Below are 16,680 nucleotides of genomic sequence, written 5' to 3' on the forward strand. Positions count from 1 at the left end.
GGCTCAGAGCCGTTCGATGATGGTCACGTTCGCCTGGCCGCCGCCCTCGCACATGGTCTGCAGGCCGTAGCGGCCGCCGGTGCGCTCCAGTTCGTGGAGCAGGGTCGTCATCAGGCGGACGCCGGTCGCGCCGAGCGGGTGGCCGAGGGCGATCGCGCCGCCGTTGACGTTGACCTTCCCGGGGTCGGCGCCGGTCTCCTTCAGCCAGGCCAGGACGACCGGCGCGAAGGCCTCGTTGATCTCGACGAGATCGATGGCGTCGATGGTCAGGCCGGTCTTCTTCAGGGCCTGGGCCGTGGCCGGGATGGGGGCGGAGAGCATCCGGATGGGGTCCTCGCCGCGCACGGAGAGATGGTGGACGCGGGCGCGCGGGCGCAGCGCGTGGTCGTGCAGCGCCCGCTCGGAGGCGAGCAGCAGGGCGGCGGCGCCGTCGGAGACCTGCGAGGAGCAGGCCGCGGTGATGGTGCCGCCGTCGAGGACGGGTTTCAGCGCGGCCATCTTCTCCGGGGAGGTGTCCCGGCGCGGACCCTCGTCCACGGTGACCTCGCCGTGGGGGACGGTCTCGCGTGCGAAGCGGCCGGTGTCGAGGGCGCGGACGGCCCGCCGGTGCGAGCGCAGGGCGAACTCCTCCTGGTCCTCGCGGCTGATGCCCCATGTGGCGGCGATCATCTCGGCGCCGGCGAACTGGTTGACGGGCTGGTCGCCGTAGCGGGCGCGCCAGCCGGTGCTGCCGAGGAAGGGCCCGTCGGTCAGGCCGAGGGGTTCGGCGGCCTGGCGGGAGGCGAAGGCGATGGGGATCTGGGACATGTTCTGCACGCCGCCGGCGACCACCAGGTCCTGGGTACCGGACAGCACGGCCTGCGCGGCGAAGTGCACGGCCTGCTGCGAGGAGCCGCACTGCCGGTCGACGGTCACGCCCGGTACCTCCTCGGGCAGCCCGGCGGCCAGCCAGCAGGTGCGGGCGATGTCCCCGGCCTGGGGCCCCACCGCGTCCAGGCAGCCGAAGACCACGTCGTCCACGGCGGCCGGGTCGACCCCGGCCCGCTCCACCAGCGCCGTCAGCACATGCGCGCCGAGGTCGGCGGGATGGACGGCGCTGAGACCTCCCCCGCGCCGTCCGACGGGTGTGCGGACCGCTTCGACGATGTAGGCCTCGGCCATGGCGACTCCCTCTCAGGAAAGGGGTGTTGTGCAATCGGGTGTCACTCGCGTACGGCGATCCCGTCCAGCACCATCGACAGGTACTGGCGGGCGATCTCCTCGGGGCTGTGCTGTCCGCCGGGCCGGTACCAGGAGGCGGCGACCCATACGGTGTCGCGGACGAACCGGTAGGTGAGGCGGACGTCGAGGTCGGCGCGGAAGACGTGCTCGGCGACCCCGCGTTCCAGCGTGCTGAGCCAGGCCTTCTCGAACCGGCGCTGGGACTCGGCGAGGAACGCGAACCGGTCCTGGGCGGCGAGTTGCCTGCTCTCCTTCTGGTAGATCGCGACGGCCGCGCGGTGCCGGTCGATCTCCCGGAAGGACTCGGTGACGAGCGCCTCCAGGGTCTCGCGGGGCCCGAGCCCTGCGGCGAGGACGGTGTCGTAGCCGTCCCAGAGCTCGTCGAGGAAGGTCCGCAGGATCTCCTCGAGCATCGACTCCTTGGAGTCGAAGTGGTAGTAGAGACTGCCCGCGAGCATGCCGGCGTGGTCGGCGATCCTGCGGACGGTGGTGGCGTTGTAGCCGTGCTCGGCGAAGACCTCGGCAGCGGTGGTGAGGAGTTCGCCGCGCCGGGCCGCTGCCGCGGTCACCTGGGGCTTCTTCTTGGTCGGCACGCTCCCATTGTGGTCCGTCCCGGTCGTCAGGGGTGCTGGCTGCTGACGGCGACGACCTCGCCGGTGAGGTACGAGGAGTAGCCGGAGGCCAGGAAGACGATCACGTTGGCCACTTCCCACGGCTCGGCGTACCGCCCGAAGGCCTCCCGTTCGGTCAGCTCCTGGAGCAACCGGGCCGAGGTGACCTTCGCCAGGTGCGGGTGCAGGGCGAGGCTCGGGGCCACCGCGTTGACCCGCACGCCGTACGCGGCGGCCTCGATAGCGGCGCACCGGGTCAGCGCCATCACCCCGGCCTTGGCGGCGGCGTAGTGCGCCTGCCCGGCCTGGGCGCGCCAGCCGACGACGGAGGCGTTGTTGACGATCACCCCGCTGCCGGCCTCCCGCATCGCCCGCAGGGCGGCCCGCGTGCACCGGAAGGTGCCGTTGAGGGTGACGTCCAGTACCCGGGACCACTGCTCGTCGGTCATGTCGACGAGGTCGCACGTGCCGCCCAGGCCGGCGTTGTTGACGACGACGTCCAGCCGTCCGTGCGCGGCGATGGCCGCTTCGAACAGGGCCTGCACCTGGCTGTCGTCGGTGACGTCGCACGGTGTCGCCGTCACCCGGCCCGGGAACTTGCGGCCCAGTTCGGCCTCGTGCTCCTTCAGCCGGCGCGTGTGCGCGTCGCTGATGACCACGTGCGCGCCCTCCTCCAGGAAGCGGCGCGCGGTCGCGCCGCCGATGCCGGCGCCGGCCGCCGCGGTGATGACGGCGGTGCGGCCCCTGAGCAGTCCGTGCCCGGGCACGTAGGCCGGGCTCTCGACGCCTGTCATAGGGCCACGCTAACCTACCAAGCACTTGTTAGGGAAGGTCGAGGGAAGAAGGTGCAGGCGGTGGACCTGTCCCACTCCAGGGCCGACGAGGAGTTCCGCGCCGAGGCCCGGGCCTGGCTGGCGGCGCATGTGCCGCGCACCCCGCTGCCGTCCCTGGAGACGGCCGAGGGTTTCGCCGCGCACCGCGCGTGGGAGGCCGAACTGGCCGCGGACCGCTGGTCGGTGGTGTCGTGGCCGAAGCGGTACGGCGGCCGGGACGCGGGGTTGCTGCGGTGGCTGGTCTTCGAGGAGGAGTACTGGGCGGCGGGTGCGCCCGGCCGGGTCGGGCAGAACGGCATCAGCCTGCTGGCCCCGACGCTCTTCGACCACGGCACGCAGGAGCAACGCGCGCGCGTGCTGCCGCCGATGGCCACCGGGGAGGTGGTCTGGGCGCAGGCCTGGTCCGAGCCGGAGGCGGGCTCCGATCTGGCCTCGCTGACCTCCCGCGCGGTACGGACGGACGGCGGCTGGCTCCTGCGGGGGCAGAAGACCTGGTCGTCCCGGGCGGCCTTCGCCGACCGGGCCTTCGGGCTCTTCCGCAGCGACCCGGACGCCCCGAAACCCCATCAGGGGCTCACGTATCTGATGTTCGACCTGCGGGCGCCGGGCGTCACGGTCCGCCCGATCGGCCGCCTGGACGGCAAGCCGGCCTTCGCCGAACTGTTCCTGGACGACGTGTTCGTGCCGGACGAGGACGTGATCGGCGAGCCCGGCCGGGGGTGGCGGATCGCGATGTCCACGGCGGGCGACGAACGCGGGCTCACCCTGCGCTCGCCGGGCCGCTTCCTCGCCTCGGCGCACCGGCTGGTCGCGCTGTGGCGGGCGCGCGGCTGCCCGGAGCACGCCCGCGCCCGGGTGGCCGACGCCGTGATCGGCGCCCGCGCCTACCAGCTGTTCACCTACGCGGCCGCCTCCCGCTTCCTGGAGGGCGAGGAGCCGGGACCCGAGTCCAGCACGAACAAGGTCTTCTGGTCCGAGCTGGACCTCGCGCTGCATGAGACGGCCCTCGACCTGCTGGGCCCGGAAGGCGAGCGGGCGGACACGGACTGGTCCGAGGGATACGTCTTCTCGCTCGCCGGTCCCCTCTACGCGGGCACGAACGAGATCCAGCGCGACATCATCGCCGAGCAGCTGCTCGGCCTGCCGAAGGGACGCCGCTGATGCGCTTCCTCCTCGACGCCGAACAGCGCGCCTTCGCCGGGTCCCTGCACGCGATGCTGTCGGCCGCGGGCACCCCGGCGGTGATCCGGGCCTGGAGCCGCGGCGATCCCGCGCGCGGGCGCGCGCTGTGGTCGCGGATCGCCGAGGCGGGGGTGTTCGGGCTGGCGGTGCCGGAGGACCACGGCGGACTGGGGCGGCATCCCGTGGAGCTGGCCCTGGCGTTCGTGGAGCTGGGGCGGCACGCGGTGCCGGGGCCGCTGGTGGAGACGGTCGCGGCGGCGGTGCTGGTCCAGGACCTCCCGTCGGCCGAGCGGTTCCTGCCGGGGCTGGTGGCGGGCACGGACCTGGCCACCGTGGCCACGCCCCTCGGCCGCGCCCTCAGGACCGCGCCGGCCCCCGCCGAGCCCGCCCCCGACACTGGCCCTCCCCTCATCGCCCTCGCCCGTGACCCTGATCCGGCCCGCCTCCGCCTCGCCGCCGACACCGCCCCGGCCCGCCTCCGCCTCGCCCCGGGAACCGACCCGGCCACCCCGCACCTCGCCCTGGACGCCGACGCGGCCACGCTTCGCCTCGTCCTCACCGCCGAAGGCCTCCGCCTGGCCACCGCGGCCGCAGGCCCCCCGCGCCGCTCCCTCGACCCCGCCCGGCGCCTCACCCCGCTCACCCCGGACGGCGAGCTCCTCACCCCCGATCCGCCACGCGAGCGCGCCCTCACCTGGGCCCGCCTGGCCATCGCCGCCCAGGCCCTCGGCGTCGGACTCGCCCTCCTCGACCGCACGGTCGCCCACGTCCGCCGACGCACCCAGTTCGGCGTCCCCATCGGCTCCTTCCAGGCGGTCAAACACCGTCTCGCGGATGCCAGGACCGCCCTGGAGTTCGCCCGCCCCCTGGTCCTCGGCGCGGCGGTGTCACCGCGCCCCGCGGACGTGGCGGCCGCCAAGCTCACGGCATGCGAGGCGGCGTACACCGCCGCCCGCGCAGCCCTCCAGCTGCACGGCGCGATCGGCTACACCGCGGAGTACGACCTGTCCCTGTGGCTGACCAAGGCCCGTGCCCTGCGCACGGCGTGGGGTACGCCCGAGGAGTGCCGGGAGGCGGTGCTCGACGACGCGCTCAAGGGACACGACGCGCCGAGGCGGCCAGCCGGACCCGTGGACGAGGCCGGGCCATGACTCAGGCCGGCCGTACGATGCCCGCGGCGCGTGCGGCCGCCAGCCACTGGGGGAACTCGCCGACGAGCCGGTCGTACAGCTCGGCGTCGGAGACGCGCCGCGGGTCCTGGCCGGCGTGGAAGAAGCCCGCGTTGTCGAGGATCCGCCTGCCCGGCACGGCCAGCTCGTCCAGCTTCCGCAGGAACTCGAACTGCCGGCTGCCGGGGTCGCCGAAGCCGACGAACTGCCAGAACAGCGGGAGCCTGGCCGCCTTGCACAGATAGCGCTCGGCGGCGAGCTTGTTGATCGGGCCGCCGTCGGTCTGGAACACGACCAGGGCCGGATCGGTGGCGCCGCTGTCCAGGTAGTGGTCGATGACGGCGTCCATCGCCAGGTGATAACTGGTCCTGCCCATGTGTCCGAGCCCGGCCACGATGCGCTCGACGCTGCCCTGGTGCCGGTCGAGGGCGATGTCGGTGACCGCGTCGACGTCCGTGGAGAAGAACACCACCGGCACCCGGCCGTCGTCGTCCAGATGCGCCGCCAGGCCCAGCACCCGGTCGGCGAGCGTCTGCACGCTGCCGTCCTGGTAGTAGGGCTTCATCGAGCCGGAGTAGTCGACCACCAGGTAGACCGCGGCACGCAGGCCGTCGAGGCCGTGCTTGGTGAGCGACACCCCGGCCGACCTGTAGGCGCCGACGAGCGCGGGCGCGGTCTCCTCCACCTTGCGCAGACTGATCGCGGCCATGGCTCCCCCTCGACGTGCGGACATGCAACGACGCCTGCCCGGGTCCGGTCGGGGACGGGGCAGGCGTCGTCAGTGTTCCGTACGCCGTTGTACGGGACGTTCTCGGGTGCCGTCAGACCGCCAGGGCGCGGTCCGTCGGGCGGATCGGGGCCGGCAGGTCGCTGGCACCGGTCAGGAACCGGTCGACACCGCGGGCGGCCGAGCGGCCCTCCGCGATCGCCCACACGATGAGGGACTGGCCGCGGCCGGCGTCACCGGCGACGAACACACCCGGCACGTTGGTCTGGAAGTCGGCGTCGCGGGCGATGTTACCGCGTTCGTCGAGGTCCAGGGCGAACTGCTCCACCAGGCCGTTCTCCCGGTCGGTGCCGGTGAAGCCCATGGCGAGGGTGACCAGCTGGGCCGGGATCTTGCGCTCGGTGCCCGGCTTGGAGGTCAGCTTGCCCTCGACGAACTCCACTTCGGCCAGGTGCAGCCACTGCACGTTGCCGTCCTCGTCCCCCTCGAAGTGGGTGGTGGAGGCGGAGTAGATCCGCTCGCCGCCCTCCTCGTGGGCCGAGGTGACCTTGTACAGGATCGGGAAGGTCGGCCAGGGCTGGTTGGTCGGGTGCCGCTCGTCGTTCGGGCGGGGCATGATCTCCAGCTGGGTGACGGAGGCCGCGCCCTGCCGGTGGGCGGTGCCCACGCAGTCCGCGCCGGTGTCACCGCCGCCGATGACGACGACGTGCTTGCCCTCGGCCGAGATCGGGGGCGCCACGTAGTCGCCCTCCTGGACCTTGTTGGCCAGCGGCAGGTACTCCATCGCCTGGTAGATGCCCTTGAGCTCGCGGCCCGGCACCGGCAGGTCGCGCGCGGTGGTGGCACCGGCGGCGATGACGATCGCGTCGTAGCGCTTCTTCAGGTCGCGGGCCCCCAGATCGCGGCCGATCTCGACGCCGGTGCGGAAGCGGGTGCCCTCCGCGCGCATCTGCTCGATACGGCGGTTGATGTGCCGCTTCTCCATCTTGAACTCGGGGATGCCGTACCGGAGGAGACCTCCGATGCGGTCCGCGCGCTCGTAGACGGCGACCGTGTGGCCGGCCCGGGTCAGCTGCTGGGCGGCGGCGAGACCCGCCGGGCCCGAGCCGATGACCGCGACCGTCTTGCCGGACAGGCGCTCGGGGATCTGCGGGGTGACGTCCCCGGTCTCCCACGCCTTGTCGATGATCGAGACCTCGACGTTCTTGATGGTGACCGGCGGCTGGTTGATGCCCAGCACGCACGCCGACTCGCAGGGGGCCGGGCAGAGGCGACCGGTGAACTCGGGGAAGTTGTTGGTCGCGTGCAGCCGCTCCTGGGCGGCGGCCCAGTCCTCGCGATAGGCGTAGTCGTTCCACTCGGGGATCAGGTTCCCCAGCGGACAGCCGTTGTGGCAGAACGGGATGCCGCAGTCCATGCACCGGCTGGCCTGCTTGCTGATGATCGGCAGCAGGGAGCCGGGGACGTAGACCTCGTTCCAGTCCTTGACGCGCTCACCGACAGGACGGGTCTGGGCGACCTCGCGGCCGTGGTTCAGGAAGCCCTTCGGGTCAGCCATTGATCGCCGCCTCCATCATCTTCTCGGTGATCTCGGTCTCGGTCAGACCGGCTCGCTCGGCGGCGTCCTTGGCGGCGAGCACTGCCTTGTACGTGCTGGGGATGATCTTGCTGAACCGCTCCACGGCCGCGTCCCAGTCGGCGAGCAGCTTCTCGGCGACCGTCGAGCCGGTCTCCTCGGCGTGGCGGCGCACCACGCCGTGCAGCCACTGCTTGTCCGTCTCGTCCAGCGCCTCGACCGACTGGGCGTTGCCGGCGTTGACGTTGTCGCGGTCCAGGTCGATGACGTAGGCGATACCACCGGACATGCCCGCCGCGAAGTTGCGGCCGGTCGGGCCGAGGACGACCGCGTGACCGCCGGTCATGTACTCGCAGCCGTGGTCGCCCACGCCCTCGGAGACGACCAGCGCGCCGGAGTTGCGGACGCAGAACCGCTCACCGGTGCGGCCGCGCAGGAACAGCTCGCCGCCGGTGGCGCCGTAACCGATGGTGTTGCCCGCGATGGTCGAGTACTCGGCGAGGTGGTCGGCCGCGCGGTCCGGGCGGACGACGACCCGGCCGCCGGACAGGCCCTTGCCGACGTAGTCGTTGGCGTCGCCCTCCAGGCGCAGCGTGACGCCGCGCGGCAGGAACGCGCCGAAGGACTGGCCGGCCGAGCCGGTGAAGGTGATGTCGATGGTGTCGTCGGGCAGGCCCGCGCCGCCGAACTTCTTCGTCACCTCGTGGCCGAGCATGGTGCCGACCGTGCGGTTGATGTTGCGGATGGCGACCTGGGCGCGCACCGGCTGGGCCTCGGTCGCGTCGTTCGCGGCCAGGGCGTCGGCGGCGAGCTTGATCAGCTCGTTGTCCAGGGCCTTCTCCAGGCCGTGGTCCTGCTCGATCAGCTGGTGGCGGACGGCACCCTCGGGCAGGTCCGGCACGTGGAACAGCGGCTCCAGGTCCAGGCCCTGCGCCTTCCAGTGGTCGACGGCGCGCTCGACGTCCAGCAGCTCGGCGTGGCCGACGGCCTCCTGGATGGAGCGGAAGCCCAGCTCGGCGAGCAGCTCGCGGACCTCTTCGGCGATGAACCGGAAGAAGTTCACGACGTACTCGGCCTTGCCCGCGAAGCGGTCGCGCAGGGTCGGGTTCTGGGTGGCGATGCCGACCGGGCAGGTGTCCAGGTGGCAGACGCGCATCATGACGCAGCCGGAGACGACGAGCGGCGCGGTCGCGAAACCGAACTCCTCGGCGCCGAGCAGCGCGGCGATGATCACGTCACGGCCGGTCTTCAGCTGACCGTCGGTCTGCACGACGATGCGGTCGCGCAGGCCGTTGAGCAGCAGGGTCTGCTGGGTCTCGGCGAGGCCGAGCTCCCAGGGGCCGCCCGCGTGCTTCAGCGAGGTCAGCGGGGAGGCGCCCGTACCGCCGTCGTGACCGGAGATCAGGACCACGTCCGCGTGTGCCTTGGAGACACCCGCGGCGACCGTGCCGACGCCGACCTCGGAGACCAGCTTCACGTGGATCCGCGCCTGCGGGTTCGCGTTCTTCAGGTCGTGGATCAGCTGGGCCAGGTCCTCGATGGAGTAGATGTCGTGGTGCGGCGGCGGGGAGATCAGGCCGACACCCGGCGTCGAGTGACGCGTCTTGGCGACCCACGGGTAGACCTTGTGGCCGGGCAGCTGGCCGCCCTCGCCGGGCTTGGCGCCCTGGGCCATCTTGATCTGGATGTCGTCCGCGTTGACCAGGTACTCGGAGGTCACGCCGAAGCGGCCGGAGGCGACCTGCTTGATGGCGCTGCGCCGGGCCGGGTCGTACAGGCGGTCCGGGTCCTCGCCGCCCTCACCGGTGTTGGACTTGCCGCCCAGCTGGTTCATGGCGATGGCGAGGGTCTCGTGCGCCTCCTTGGAGATGGAGCCGTACGACATGGCGCCCGTCGAGAACCGCTTGACGATCTCGGAGACCGGCTCGACCTCGTCGACGGGGATCGGCGCGCGGTCGGACTTGAAGCCGAACAGGCCGCGCAGCGTCATCAGGCGCTCGGACTGCTCGTTCACGCGCTCGGTGTACTTCTTGAAGATGTCGTAGCGGCCGGTGCGCGTGGAGTGCTGCAGGCGGAAGACCGTGTCCGGGTCGAACAGGTGCGGCTCGCCCTCGCGGCGCCACTGGTACTCGCCGCCGATCTCCAGGGCACGGTGCGCGGGAGCGATGCCGGAGGCCGGGTAGGCCTTGGCGTGGCGGGCGGCGACCTCCTCGGCGATGACGTCGATGCCGACGCCGCCGATCTTGGTGGCGGTGCCGTTGAAGTACTTCTCGACGAAGGCCTCGTCCAGGCCGACGGCCTCGAAGACCTGGGCGCCGCGGTAGGAGGCGACGGTGGAGATGCCCATCTTGGACATGACCTTCAGGACGCCCTTGCCGAGGGCGTAGATCAGGTTCTTGATGGCCTTCTCGGGCTCCAGGCCGCTCAGGAAGGTGCCGGCGCGCAGCAGGTCCTCGACCGACTCCATCGCCAGGTACGGGTTGACGGCGGCGGCGCCGAAGCCGATCAGCAGGGCGACGTGGTGGACCTCGCGGACGTCACCGGCCTCGACCAGCAGGCCCACGTGGGTGCGCTGCTTGGTGCGGATGAGGTGGTGGTGGACGGCCGAGGTGAGCAGCAGCGACGGGATCGGCGCGTGCTCGGCGTCCGAGTGGCGGTCCGACAGGACGATCAGCCGGGCGCCGTTGTCGATGGCGGCGTCGGCCTCGGCGCAGATCTCCGCGATGCGGGCCGCGAGCGAGTCACCGCCGCCGGAGACCCGGAACAGGCCGGAGAGGGTCGCGGCCTTGAAGCCGGGCATGTCGCCGTCGGCGTTGATGTGGATGAGCTTGGCCAGCTCGTCGTTGTCGATGACCGGGAAGGGCAGGGTGACCGAGCGGCAGGAGGCGGCCGTCGGGTCCAGCAGGTTGCCCTCCGGGCCCAGCGACGAACGCAGGGAGGTGACCAGCTCCTCGCGGATCGCGTCCAGCGGGGGGTTGGTGACCTGCGCGAACAGCTGGGTGAAGTAGTCGAAGAGCAGCCGCGGGCGCTCGGACAGGGCCGCGATCGGCGAGTCGGTGCCCATGGAACCGATCGGCTCGGCGCCGGCACGGGCCATCGGCGCGAGGATGACGCGCAGCTCCTCCTCGGTGTAGCCGAAGGTCTGCTGGCGGCGGGTGACCGAGGCGTGGGTGTGCACGATGTGCTCGCGCTCGGGCAGGTCGCCCAGCTCGATCTCGCCGGCCTCCAGCCATTCGGCGTACGGCTGCTCGGCGGCGAGGGTCGCCTTGATCTCGTCGTCCTCGATGATGCGGTGCTCGGCGGTGTCGACGAGGAACATCCGGCCGGGCTGCAGGCGGCCCTTGCGGACGACCCTGGCCGGGTCGATGTCGAGGACGCCGACCTCGGAACCGAGCACGACGAGGCCCTCGTCGGTGACCCAGTAGCGGCCGGGGCGCAGACCGTTGCGGTCGAGCACGGCGCCCACCTGGGTGCCGTCGGTGAAGGTGACGCAGGCGGGGCCGTCCCAGGGCTCCATCATCGTGGAGTGGAACTGGTAGAAGGCGCGCCGGGCCGGGTCCATGGAGGCGTGGTTCTCCCACGCCTCCGGGATCATCATCAGCACGGAGTGCGGCAGCGAACGGCCGCCCAGGTGGAGCAGCTCCAGCACCTCGTCGAAGGAGGCCGAGTCGGAGGCGTCCGGCGTACAGACCGGGAAGACACGGTCGAGCTCGCGGTCGCCGAAGAGATCGGACGCCAGCTGCGACTCGCGGGCGCGCATCCAGTTGCGGTTGCCCTTGACGGTGTTGATCTCACCGTTGTGCGCGACGAACCGGTACGGGTGCGCGAGCGGCCACGACGGGAACGTGTTCGTGGAGAACCGGGAGTGCACCAGCGCGATCGCGGAGGCGAAGCGGCGGTCGGACAGGTCCGGGAAGAAGGGCTCCAGCTGGCCGGTGGTCAGCATGCCCTTGTACACGATCGTGCGCGCGGACAGCGACGGGAAGTAGACACCGGCCTCGCGCTCGGCGCGCTTGCGCAGCACGAACGCCTTCCGGTCCAGCGCGATGCCCTCGCTGGCGCCGTCGGTGACGAAGATCTGGCGGAAGACCGGCATGGTGGAGCGGGCGGTGGCGCCCAGCAGCTCGGGGGCGACCGGGACCTCGCGCCAGCCGAGGACGGTGAGGCCCTCCTCGTCGGCGATCGTCTCGATCTTCGAGACGGCGTCGGCGGTCCCGTCCTCCGGCAGGAAGGCGATACCGGCGGCGTACGAACCCGCGGCGGGGAGTTCGAATCCGGCCACCTCACGGAAGAAGGCGTCGGGCACCTGGGAGAGCAGACCCGCACCGTCACCCGAGTCCGGCTCGGAGCCGGTGGCACCGCGGTGCTCCAGGTTGCGCAGCACGGTGAGCGCCTGCTCGACCAGCGTGTGGGACGCCTCGCCGGTAAGGGTGGCGACGAAACCGACGCCGCAGGCGTCGTGTTCGTTGCGGGGGTCGTACATACCCTGCGCAGCAGGGCGAGCATCCATGAACGACCAGTTCTGGCCATTCGCGGAATGCTGGGACGGCTGGCGCGGCGTACGCATCGGCTCTCCCGTCGTCGTCATGAGGCATGTGGCAAGTGCCGAGGGACGACGTTGGCCCTCTGCGAAAGTGGCGAAATTTCGTGCAGGTTACATGATGGAGCGATTCCCGGGAAGCGGATACTCCGTTCCAGCATGCGGACGCCACGGGGTCCGTGGCAACGGTGCCGCACGGTCCGCGGCGGGGGTGCCACACACGGCGGCGGGGGTGCCGCGCGGTACGCGGCGGGGGTGCCGCTCGCGGGCGGCGGGTGCCGCGCGGGGCGGCGCTGAACGTGCGAGGGGGACCGTCGACAAGATCGGTCGGATCGGCGTCCGGCGGCCCGAAGGGGGCGGGGCGAGCGTCTTCACTCTCCCCGCAAGGGTGCGGCAGGCGTCATTGCCTGCGGCGCTTACGGCTCATGCCCGGTGGTCACGCGTCTGAAACCAGCGAGTAACGGCTATTTATGCGGCCAGATGCATAAGTACCGGCGGCGCTATCCTACGGCCGTTCCGAACAGGCTGCCCAGGGCGTACGTCACACCGGCCGCGGCACCGCCCAGCGCGAGCTGCCTGAGGCCGCTGTACCACCAGCTCCGCGCGGTCACCTTGGCCACCACGGCACCGCAGCCGAAGAGCCCGGCGAGAGCGAGCAGCACGGCGGGCCACAGCGTGGTCGCGCCGAGGAGGAACGGCAGTACGGGCAGCAGGGCACCGAGGGCGAAGGACCCGAAGGAGGAGACGGCGGCGACCAGCGGCGAGGGCAGGTCACCAGGGTCGATGCCCAGCTCCTCCCGGGCATGGATCTCCAGGGCCTGCTCGGGGTCCTTGGACAGCTGGCGGGCGACCTCCCGGGCCAGGTCGGGCTCCACACCGCGGGCGACGTACAGCGCGGCCAGCTCGTCCTGCTCGTCCTGCGGGTGCTTGCGCAGCTCTCGGCGTTCGACATCCAGCTCGGCCTCGACCAGCTCGCGCTGCGAGGCGACCGAGGTGTACTCACCGGCCGCCATGGAGAAGGCGCCGGCGGCGAGCCCCGCGAGGCCGGTGATGACAATGGTCTGCTGACTCACGGATCCGCCGGCCACACCGGTCATCAGGGCGAGATTGGAGACCAGGCCGTCCATGGCACCGAAGACCGCGGGGCGCAGCCAGCCGCCGTTGACGTCGCGGTGGGTGTGGTTGTCGCGGTGCGCCTCGTGCAGCGCGGCCTGGGTTTCGATGACAGCCATGGGGACCCCCGGGGATAGCTTAGCCAAAGCTAACTTTTGGACGAGTTCTACTTTTCGACAACACTGAACCTACGCCCCTTCTCCCGCTCCCGCCAGCAAGGAAAGGCTGGGCTAACCTGCACCTTTACCCATCCGGACACCTCTTTCGCTCATCCGTGCAATCTCATGCTCAGATGCCGAGCGGGTGACTCCGGCCGTGCGGAGGCTCGTGCGGGCGCGCGTTGTGGGACACATCCGCAAAGGGTCACGTGGTCCCGCTGAAGGAGGCCGCCCATGGCGTCGATCGCCTGCACTCCCCCGCTCCCGGCGCCCGACGGCGCCGCCGGACCGCGCGAACGGGCCCGTGGCGCGCTGCTCGGCCTGGCCGTCGGAGACGCGCTGGGCGCACCCGCGGAGAATCTCAAGCCGTCCGAGATCCGCGCCCGCTGGGGCCGCATCACGGGATACGTGACGGAACAGCCCTGCGGTACCGACGACACCGAGTACGCGATCTTCTCCGGCCTGCTCCTGGCCCGGCACGGTTCGGCGCTCACCCCCGCCCATGTGGAGGCGGCCTGGCACCAGTGGATCGCCGACCGCGCCGAGGGCCCCTTCCGGGGCGCGGGCTTCAGCGAGCGCGGCACCCTGGAGAACCTGCGCCGCGGGCTCGCGGCCCCCATCTCGGCCCAGCACCGGCACGCCTGGAGCGACGGCCTGGCGATGCGAGCGGCCCCCTTCGGCGTCTTCGCGGCCGGGCGTCCCGCCGAAGCGGCCCGCCTGGCGGCGATCGACGGCTCGGTCAGCCATGAGGGCGAGGGCATCTACGGCGGCCAGGCGGTGGCGGCCGGGGTGGCGGCGGCGATGACGGGCGCGCCGGTTCCGGTGGTGATCGCCGCGGCCCTCGCGGTCATCCCCGACGACTCCTGGACGGCGCGCTCCCTGCGGCGCGCGGTGGCCGTGGCCCATCGCGGCGAACGCGCGGTCCGCTCGGCGGTCGTGATCGGCGGCTATCCCTGGACCGATCTGGCCCCCGAGGCGGTCGCCCTCGCCTTCGGCGCCTACGCGGCGGCCGACGGCGACTTCGCGCAGGCCGTCCTGACAGCCGTCAACATGGGCCGCGACGCGGACACGACGGCGGCGGTGGCCGGCGCCCTGTCCGGCGCGACCCACGGCATCACGGCGATCCCGCCCCACTGGGCCACCCCCATCGGCCCGGCCCGCGGCCGCTGCCTCCCCTCCATGGCCGGCCACCACGTCCTGGACGTGGCGGAACTCCTGGTACCGGGCGAGGTCGGCAGGTGGGGGGCGGGAGCAACCCTCCCGACTTCACCGCCGGGCACGCCACTGCCGGCCCCACCTCGGAACGGAACCGACGCACTTCCGGCTGCGCACGGGGGAGGGCCGGTGACGGCGCCGGCGGGACTGCACGGGGGAGGGCCGGTAGCGACTCCGGCGAAGCTGCACGAGGAAGGGCGGCCGGTGACGGCTCCGGCGAAGCTGCACGAGGCAGGGGCAGTGGCGGCTCCGGCGAAGCTGCACGAGGAACGGTCAGGGACGGCTCCGGCGGGGCTGCACGAGGAAGAGGCAGTGGCGACTCCGGCGAAGCTGCATGAGGAACGGCCGGTGACGGCTCCGGCGAAGCTGCGCGGGGCGGAGACGCGAACGGCTGCGCCGGGGCTGCCTCAGGAAGGGACGCGAGCCCAGGCACCGGCACCGGCACCGCCACCCGAAGGGCTGCACGGGGCAGAGACGCGGGCGGCTCTACCAGGACCGCCGCCGGAAGGGACGGAAGCTGCTCCACGGGGTTCGCGCGGCGAAGAGACGCGGCCTGCCCCACCGGAGCTGCCCCTGGAAGAGGCGCGGTCTCTACCCCCCGAGCTGCCTCCGGAAGGAGCACCGTCCGCTCCACCGGAGCTGCCTCCGGGACGGGCGGGGGCGGCTCTCCCGGCGACGCCGACGCCGACGACGACGCCGACGGGAGGGACGCAGGGGAAGCGATCTCCGGAAGCGGCGGTGCCCGCTCTGCCAGGGCTGCCTCCGGAAGGCTCGCGGGCTGCTCTACCGGTACCGCCACCCGTGGCCGCCACCCCCGCTCCACCGGGGACGCAGGACGAAAAGACGCCGGCGGCTCTCACAGGGCCGCCGGCAGAACACACGCCGGCCCCGGCACCCGAAGCCGCGAGCCCCGCCCCACCGGGGGCGCACGACGAAGAGACGCGGGCGGTTCTGCCAGGGCCGCCGTCGGCGCAGGTGCCGGCGCTGTCCGGGGAAGCGGTGGGGGCTGCTGTGCGGGAGGTCGCTTCGGGGGCCGGACGGGGCGTGGGGTGCCGGCCGGCCGGTCCGGCCCCGTCCCTCCCGGCCGCGCCCGCCCCCCAGCCGGACGAGTCGGACGCCCCGGCGGGCAGAAAGGTGGGCAGAAAGGGGTTCCGGAGGCCGAGCCCGCTGGTCGGGGCCGGGAACGCCGGGCAGCAGGACAGTGAGGGCCGGTCATGACACGACACCGTATCGAGGGCCTCCTGCTCGGCCTCGCCGCAGGCGATGCCGCCGGCTGGCCCGCCGCGCGCCACCGCGCCGCCCGCATGCCCGAGTGGACCCGGCGCCTCACCCGCGAGCTGGACACCTTCGCCGAGCAGAACGCCACCACCACCCTGCCGGTACCGATCGCCCTCAACCAGCCCCCCGAACCCCTCCGCCTCGGCCCCTCCGACGACGCCGAGTGGGCGGCCTTCGCCGCGGAGGCGGTGCTGCGCGCGGGCGACGACGACGTCCTCGGCGACCTCAGCCGAGAGCGCCGTACCCGGGCCGCCATCGACCTCACCTGGACCGCCGTGGCCGCCGAGGTCGCCGCGGCGGCGGACCGCGCGCCCGAGGTGGAGTCCGCCGTGCTCCCCCTGCGCGCCCGCATCTCGGTTCGCGCCGGCCTCGGCAACCTCGCCACCGGCCTGCGCCCGCCCGCCACGGGCCACGACAACCCGCACTACTTCGACGACGCCGCCTGCGTCCGCGCCTGCGTGCTCGCCGTGGCCCACCCCGGCGACGCCGAACGCGCCGCCGCCCTCGCCGAGTTCGACGCCCGCTACACCCAGGACGGCGACGGCGTGCACGGTGCCCGCGCGATGGCCGCGGCCCTCGCCCTCGCCCTCGCCGACGCCACGACGGACACCTGTGTCACCGCCGCGCTCGCCGAACTCCCCGCCGACACGGAGATCGGCCGCAACGCCCGCCACGCACTCGCCCTCGCCGCGGACAGCGAGTCCGCGTTCGCGCTGGTCCCGCTCCTGGAGCACCAGATCGTCGACCACGTCTACAGCTACGGCATCGCCGCCGCCGAGACCGTCCCGGTCGCCCTCGCCCTGGCCACCGCGGCCGGTGGCCGTATCGCCGAGGCCGTCCCCGCCGCCGCCTGCCTGTCCCGGGTCGCCGACTCCGCCCCCGCCCTCGTGGGTGCCCTCACCGGAGCCCTCGGCGGCGGCGCGGCCATCCCGCGGGCCTGGCGGGACGCCTGCCGCACCCTCTCCGGCTGTGCCCTGCCCCGCCTCACCGGCACCGACCTGGTGGAACTCGCCGGACTCCTGGAAGCCGCGCAACCAGCCCACCCAGGGGGATGATT

General features: G+C 72.8%; 10 protein-coding genes and 1 pseudogene. 4 read left to right on the forward strand and 7 right to left on the reverse strand.

The features are described 5' to 3' along the window. Positions 1-3 precede the first annotated feature (3 nt). Genes IO33_RS0118785 through IO33_RS0118795 form a run of 3 tightly spaced genes read right to left on the reverse strand, consistent with a single transcriptional unit; the run spans position 4 to position 2,626 of the window. Positions 4-1,161, reverse strand: a complete 1,158-nt coding sequence (locus IO33_RS0118785) for an acetyl-CoA C-acetyltransferase (protein ID WP_031166343.1) — start codon at positions 1,159-1,161, stop codon at positions 4-6. A gap of 41 nt (positions 1,162-1,202) precedes the next feature. Continuing rightward, a complete protein-coding gene (locus IO33_RS0118790; RefSeq protein ID WP_031166345.1) occupies positions 1,203-1,814 on the reverse strand; it encodes a TetR/AcrR family transcriptional regulator in 612 nt (203 codons plus the stop codon). A 26-nt stretch (positions 1,815-1,840) separates the two neighbouring features. After that, a complete protein-coding gene (locus IO33_RS0118795) occupies positions 1,841-2,626 on the reverse strand; it encodes an SDR family oxidoreductase (protein WP_031166347.1) in 786 nt (261 codons plus the stop codon). A 60-nt stretch (positions 2,627-2,686) separates the two neighbouring features. On the opposite strand from IO33_RS0118795, the gene IO33_RS0118800 reads away from it, so the two are divergent. Together IO33_RS0118800 and IO33_RS0118805 are read left to right on the forward strand one after the other, a co-directional pair. Then, a complete protein-coding gene (locus IO33_RS0118800) occupies positions 2,687-3,826 on the forward strand; it encodes an acyl-CoA dehydrogenase family protein (RefSeq protein WP_031166350.1) in 1,140 nt (379 codons plus the stop codon). Next, complete coding sequence (locus tag IO33_RS0118805; protein WP_051926851.1) at positions 3,826-4,998, forward strand: acyl-CoA dehydrogenase family protein; 1,173 nt, start codon at positions 3,826-3,828, stop codon at positions 4,996-4,998. Before IO33_RS0118800 ends, IO33_RS0118805 begins: the two co-directional genes overlap by 1 nt. Before the next feature lies 1 nt (position 4,999). Here IO33_RS0118805 and IO33_RS0118810 read toward each other — a convergent pair whose 3' ends face one another. The 4 genes from IO33_RS0118810 to IO33_RS0118825 form a co-directional block, all read right to left on the reverse strand. Further along, entirely contained in the window at positions 5,000-5,725 is a 726-nt protein-coding gene (locus IO33_RS0118810) for a vWA domain-containing protein (RefSeq protein ID WP_031166352.1), read from the reverse strand. 112 nt (positions 5,726-5,837) lie between these two features. After that, entirely contained in the window at positions 5,838-7,301 is a 1,464-nt protein-coding gene (locus tag IO33_RS0118815) for a glutamate synthase subunit beta (protein ID WP_031166354.1), read from the reverse strand. Next, the gene (gltB, locus tag IO33_RS0118820; protein WP_209438874.1) at positions 7,294-11,886 is read right to left on the reverse strand and encodes a glutamate synthase large subunit; all 4,593 of its coding nucleotides are present in this window, start codon (positions 11,884-11,886) and stop codon (positions 7,294-7,296) included. Before gltB ends, IO33_RS0118815 begins: the two co-directional genes overlap by 8 nt. Positions 11,887-12,359: 473 nt before the next feature. Continuing rightward, positions 12,360-13,091: a VIT1/CCC1 transporter family protein gene (locus IO33_RS0118825; protein ID WP_031166358.1), complete on the reverse strand. Its 732-nt coding sequence runs from the start codon at positions 13,089-13,091 to the stop codon at positions 12,360-12,362. A 273-nt stretch (positions 13,092-13,364) separates the two neighbouring features. Between IO33_RS0118825 and IO33_RS54105 the strand changes: the two are divergent. Further along, a pseudogene (locus IO33_RS54105) lies at positions 13,365-14,357 on the forward strand (ADP-ribosylglycohydrolase family protein); the annotation flags it as partial. Between the two features lie 1,202 nt (positions 14,358-15,559). Continuing rightward, on the forward strand, positions 15,560-16,678 hold the full coding sequence (locus IO33_RS0118835; protein ID WP_031166362.1) for an ADP-ribosylglycohydrolase family protein: 1,119 nt from the start codon (positions 15,560-15,562) through the stop codon (positions 16,676-16,678). Positions 16,679-16,680 lie beyond the last annotated feature (2 nt).

The sequence above is a fragment of the Streptomyces durhamensis genome, from assembly GCF_000725475.1.
GTDB lineage: Bacteria > Actinomycetota > Actinomycetes > Streptomycetales > Streptomycetaceae > Streptomyces > Streptomyces filipinensis.

Bases quoted from the DNA above. Each gene is read 5' to 3' on its own strand.
- IO33_RS0118785 (WP_031166343.1), bottom strand. From the start codon at position 1,161: ATGGCCGAGGCCTACATCGTCGAAGCGGTCCGCACACCCGTCGGACGG.
- IO33_RS0118835 (WP_031166362.1), top strand. From the start codon at position 15,560: ATGACACGACACCGTATCGAGGGCCTCCTGCTCGGCCTCGCCGCAGGC.
- IO33_RS0118805 (WP_051926851.1), top strand. From the start codon at position 3,826: ATGCGCTTCCTCCTCGACGCCGAACAGCGCGCCTTCGCCGGGTCCCTG.
- IO33_RS0118795 (WP_031166347.1), bottom strand. From the start codon at position 2,626: ATGACAGGCGTCGAGAGCCCGGCCTACGTGCCCGGGCACGGACTGCTC.
- IO33_RS0118825 (WP_031166358.1), bottom strand. From the start codon at position 13,091: ATGGCTGTCATCGAAACCCAGGCCGCGCTGCACGAGGCGCACCGCGAC.
- IO33_RS0118815 (WP_031166354.1), bottom strand. From the start codon at position 7,301: ATGGCTGACCCGAAGGGCTTCCTGAACCACGGCCGCGAGGTCGCCCAG.
- gltB (WP_209438874.1), bottom strand. From the start codon at position 11,886: ATGCGTACGCCGCGCCAGCCGTCCCAGCATTCCGCGAATGGCCAGAAC.
- IO33_RS0118810 (WP_031166352.1), bottom strand. From the start codon at position 5,725: ATGGCCGCGATCAGTCTGCGCAAGGTGGAGGAGACCGCGCCCGCGCTC.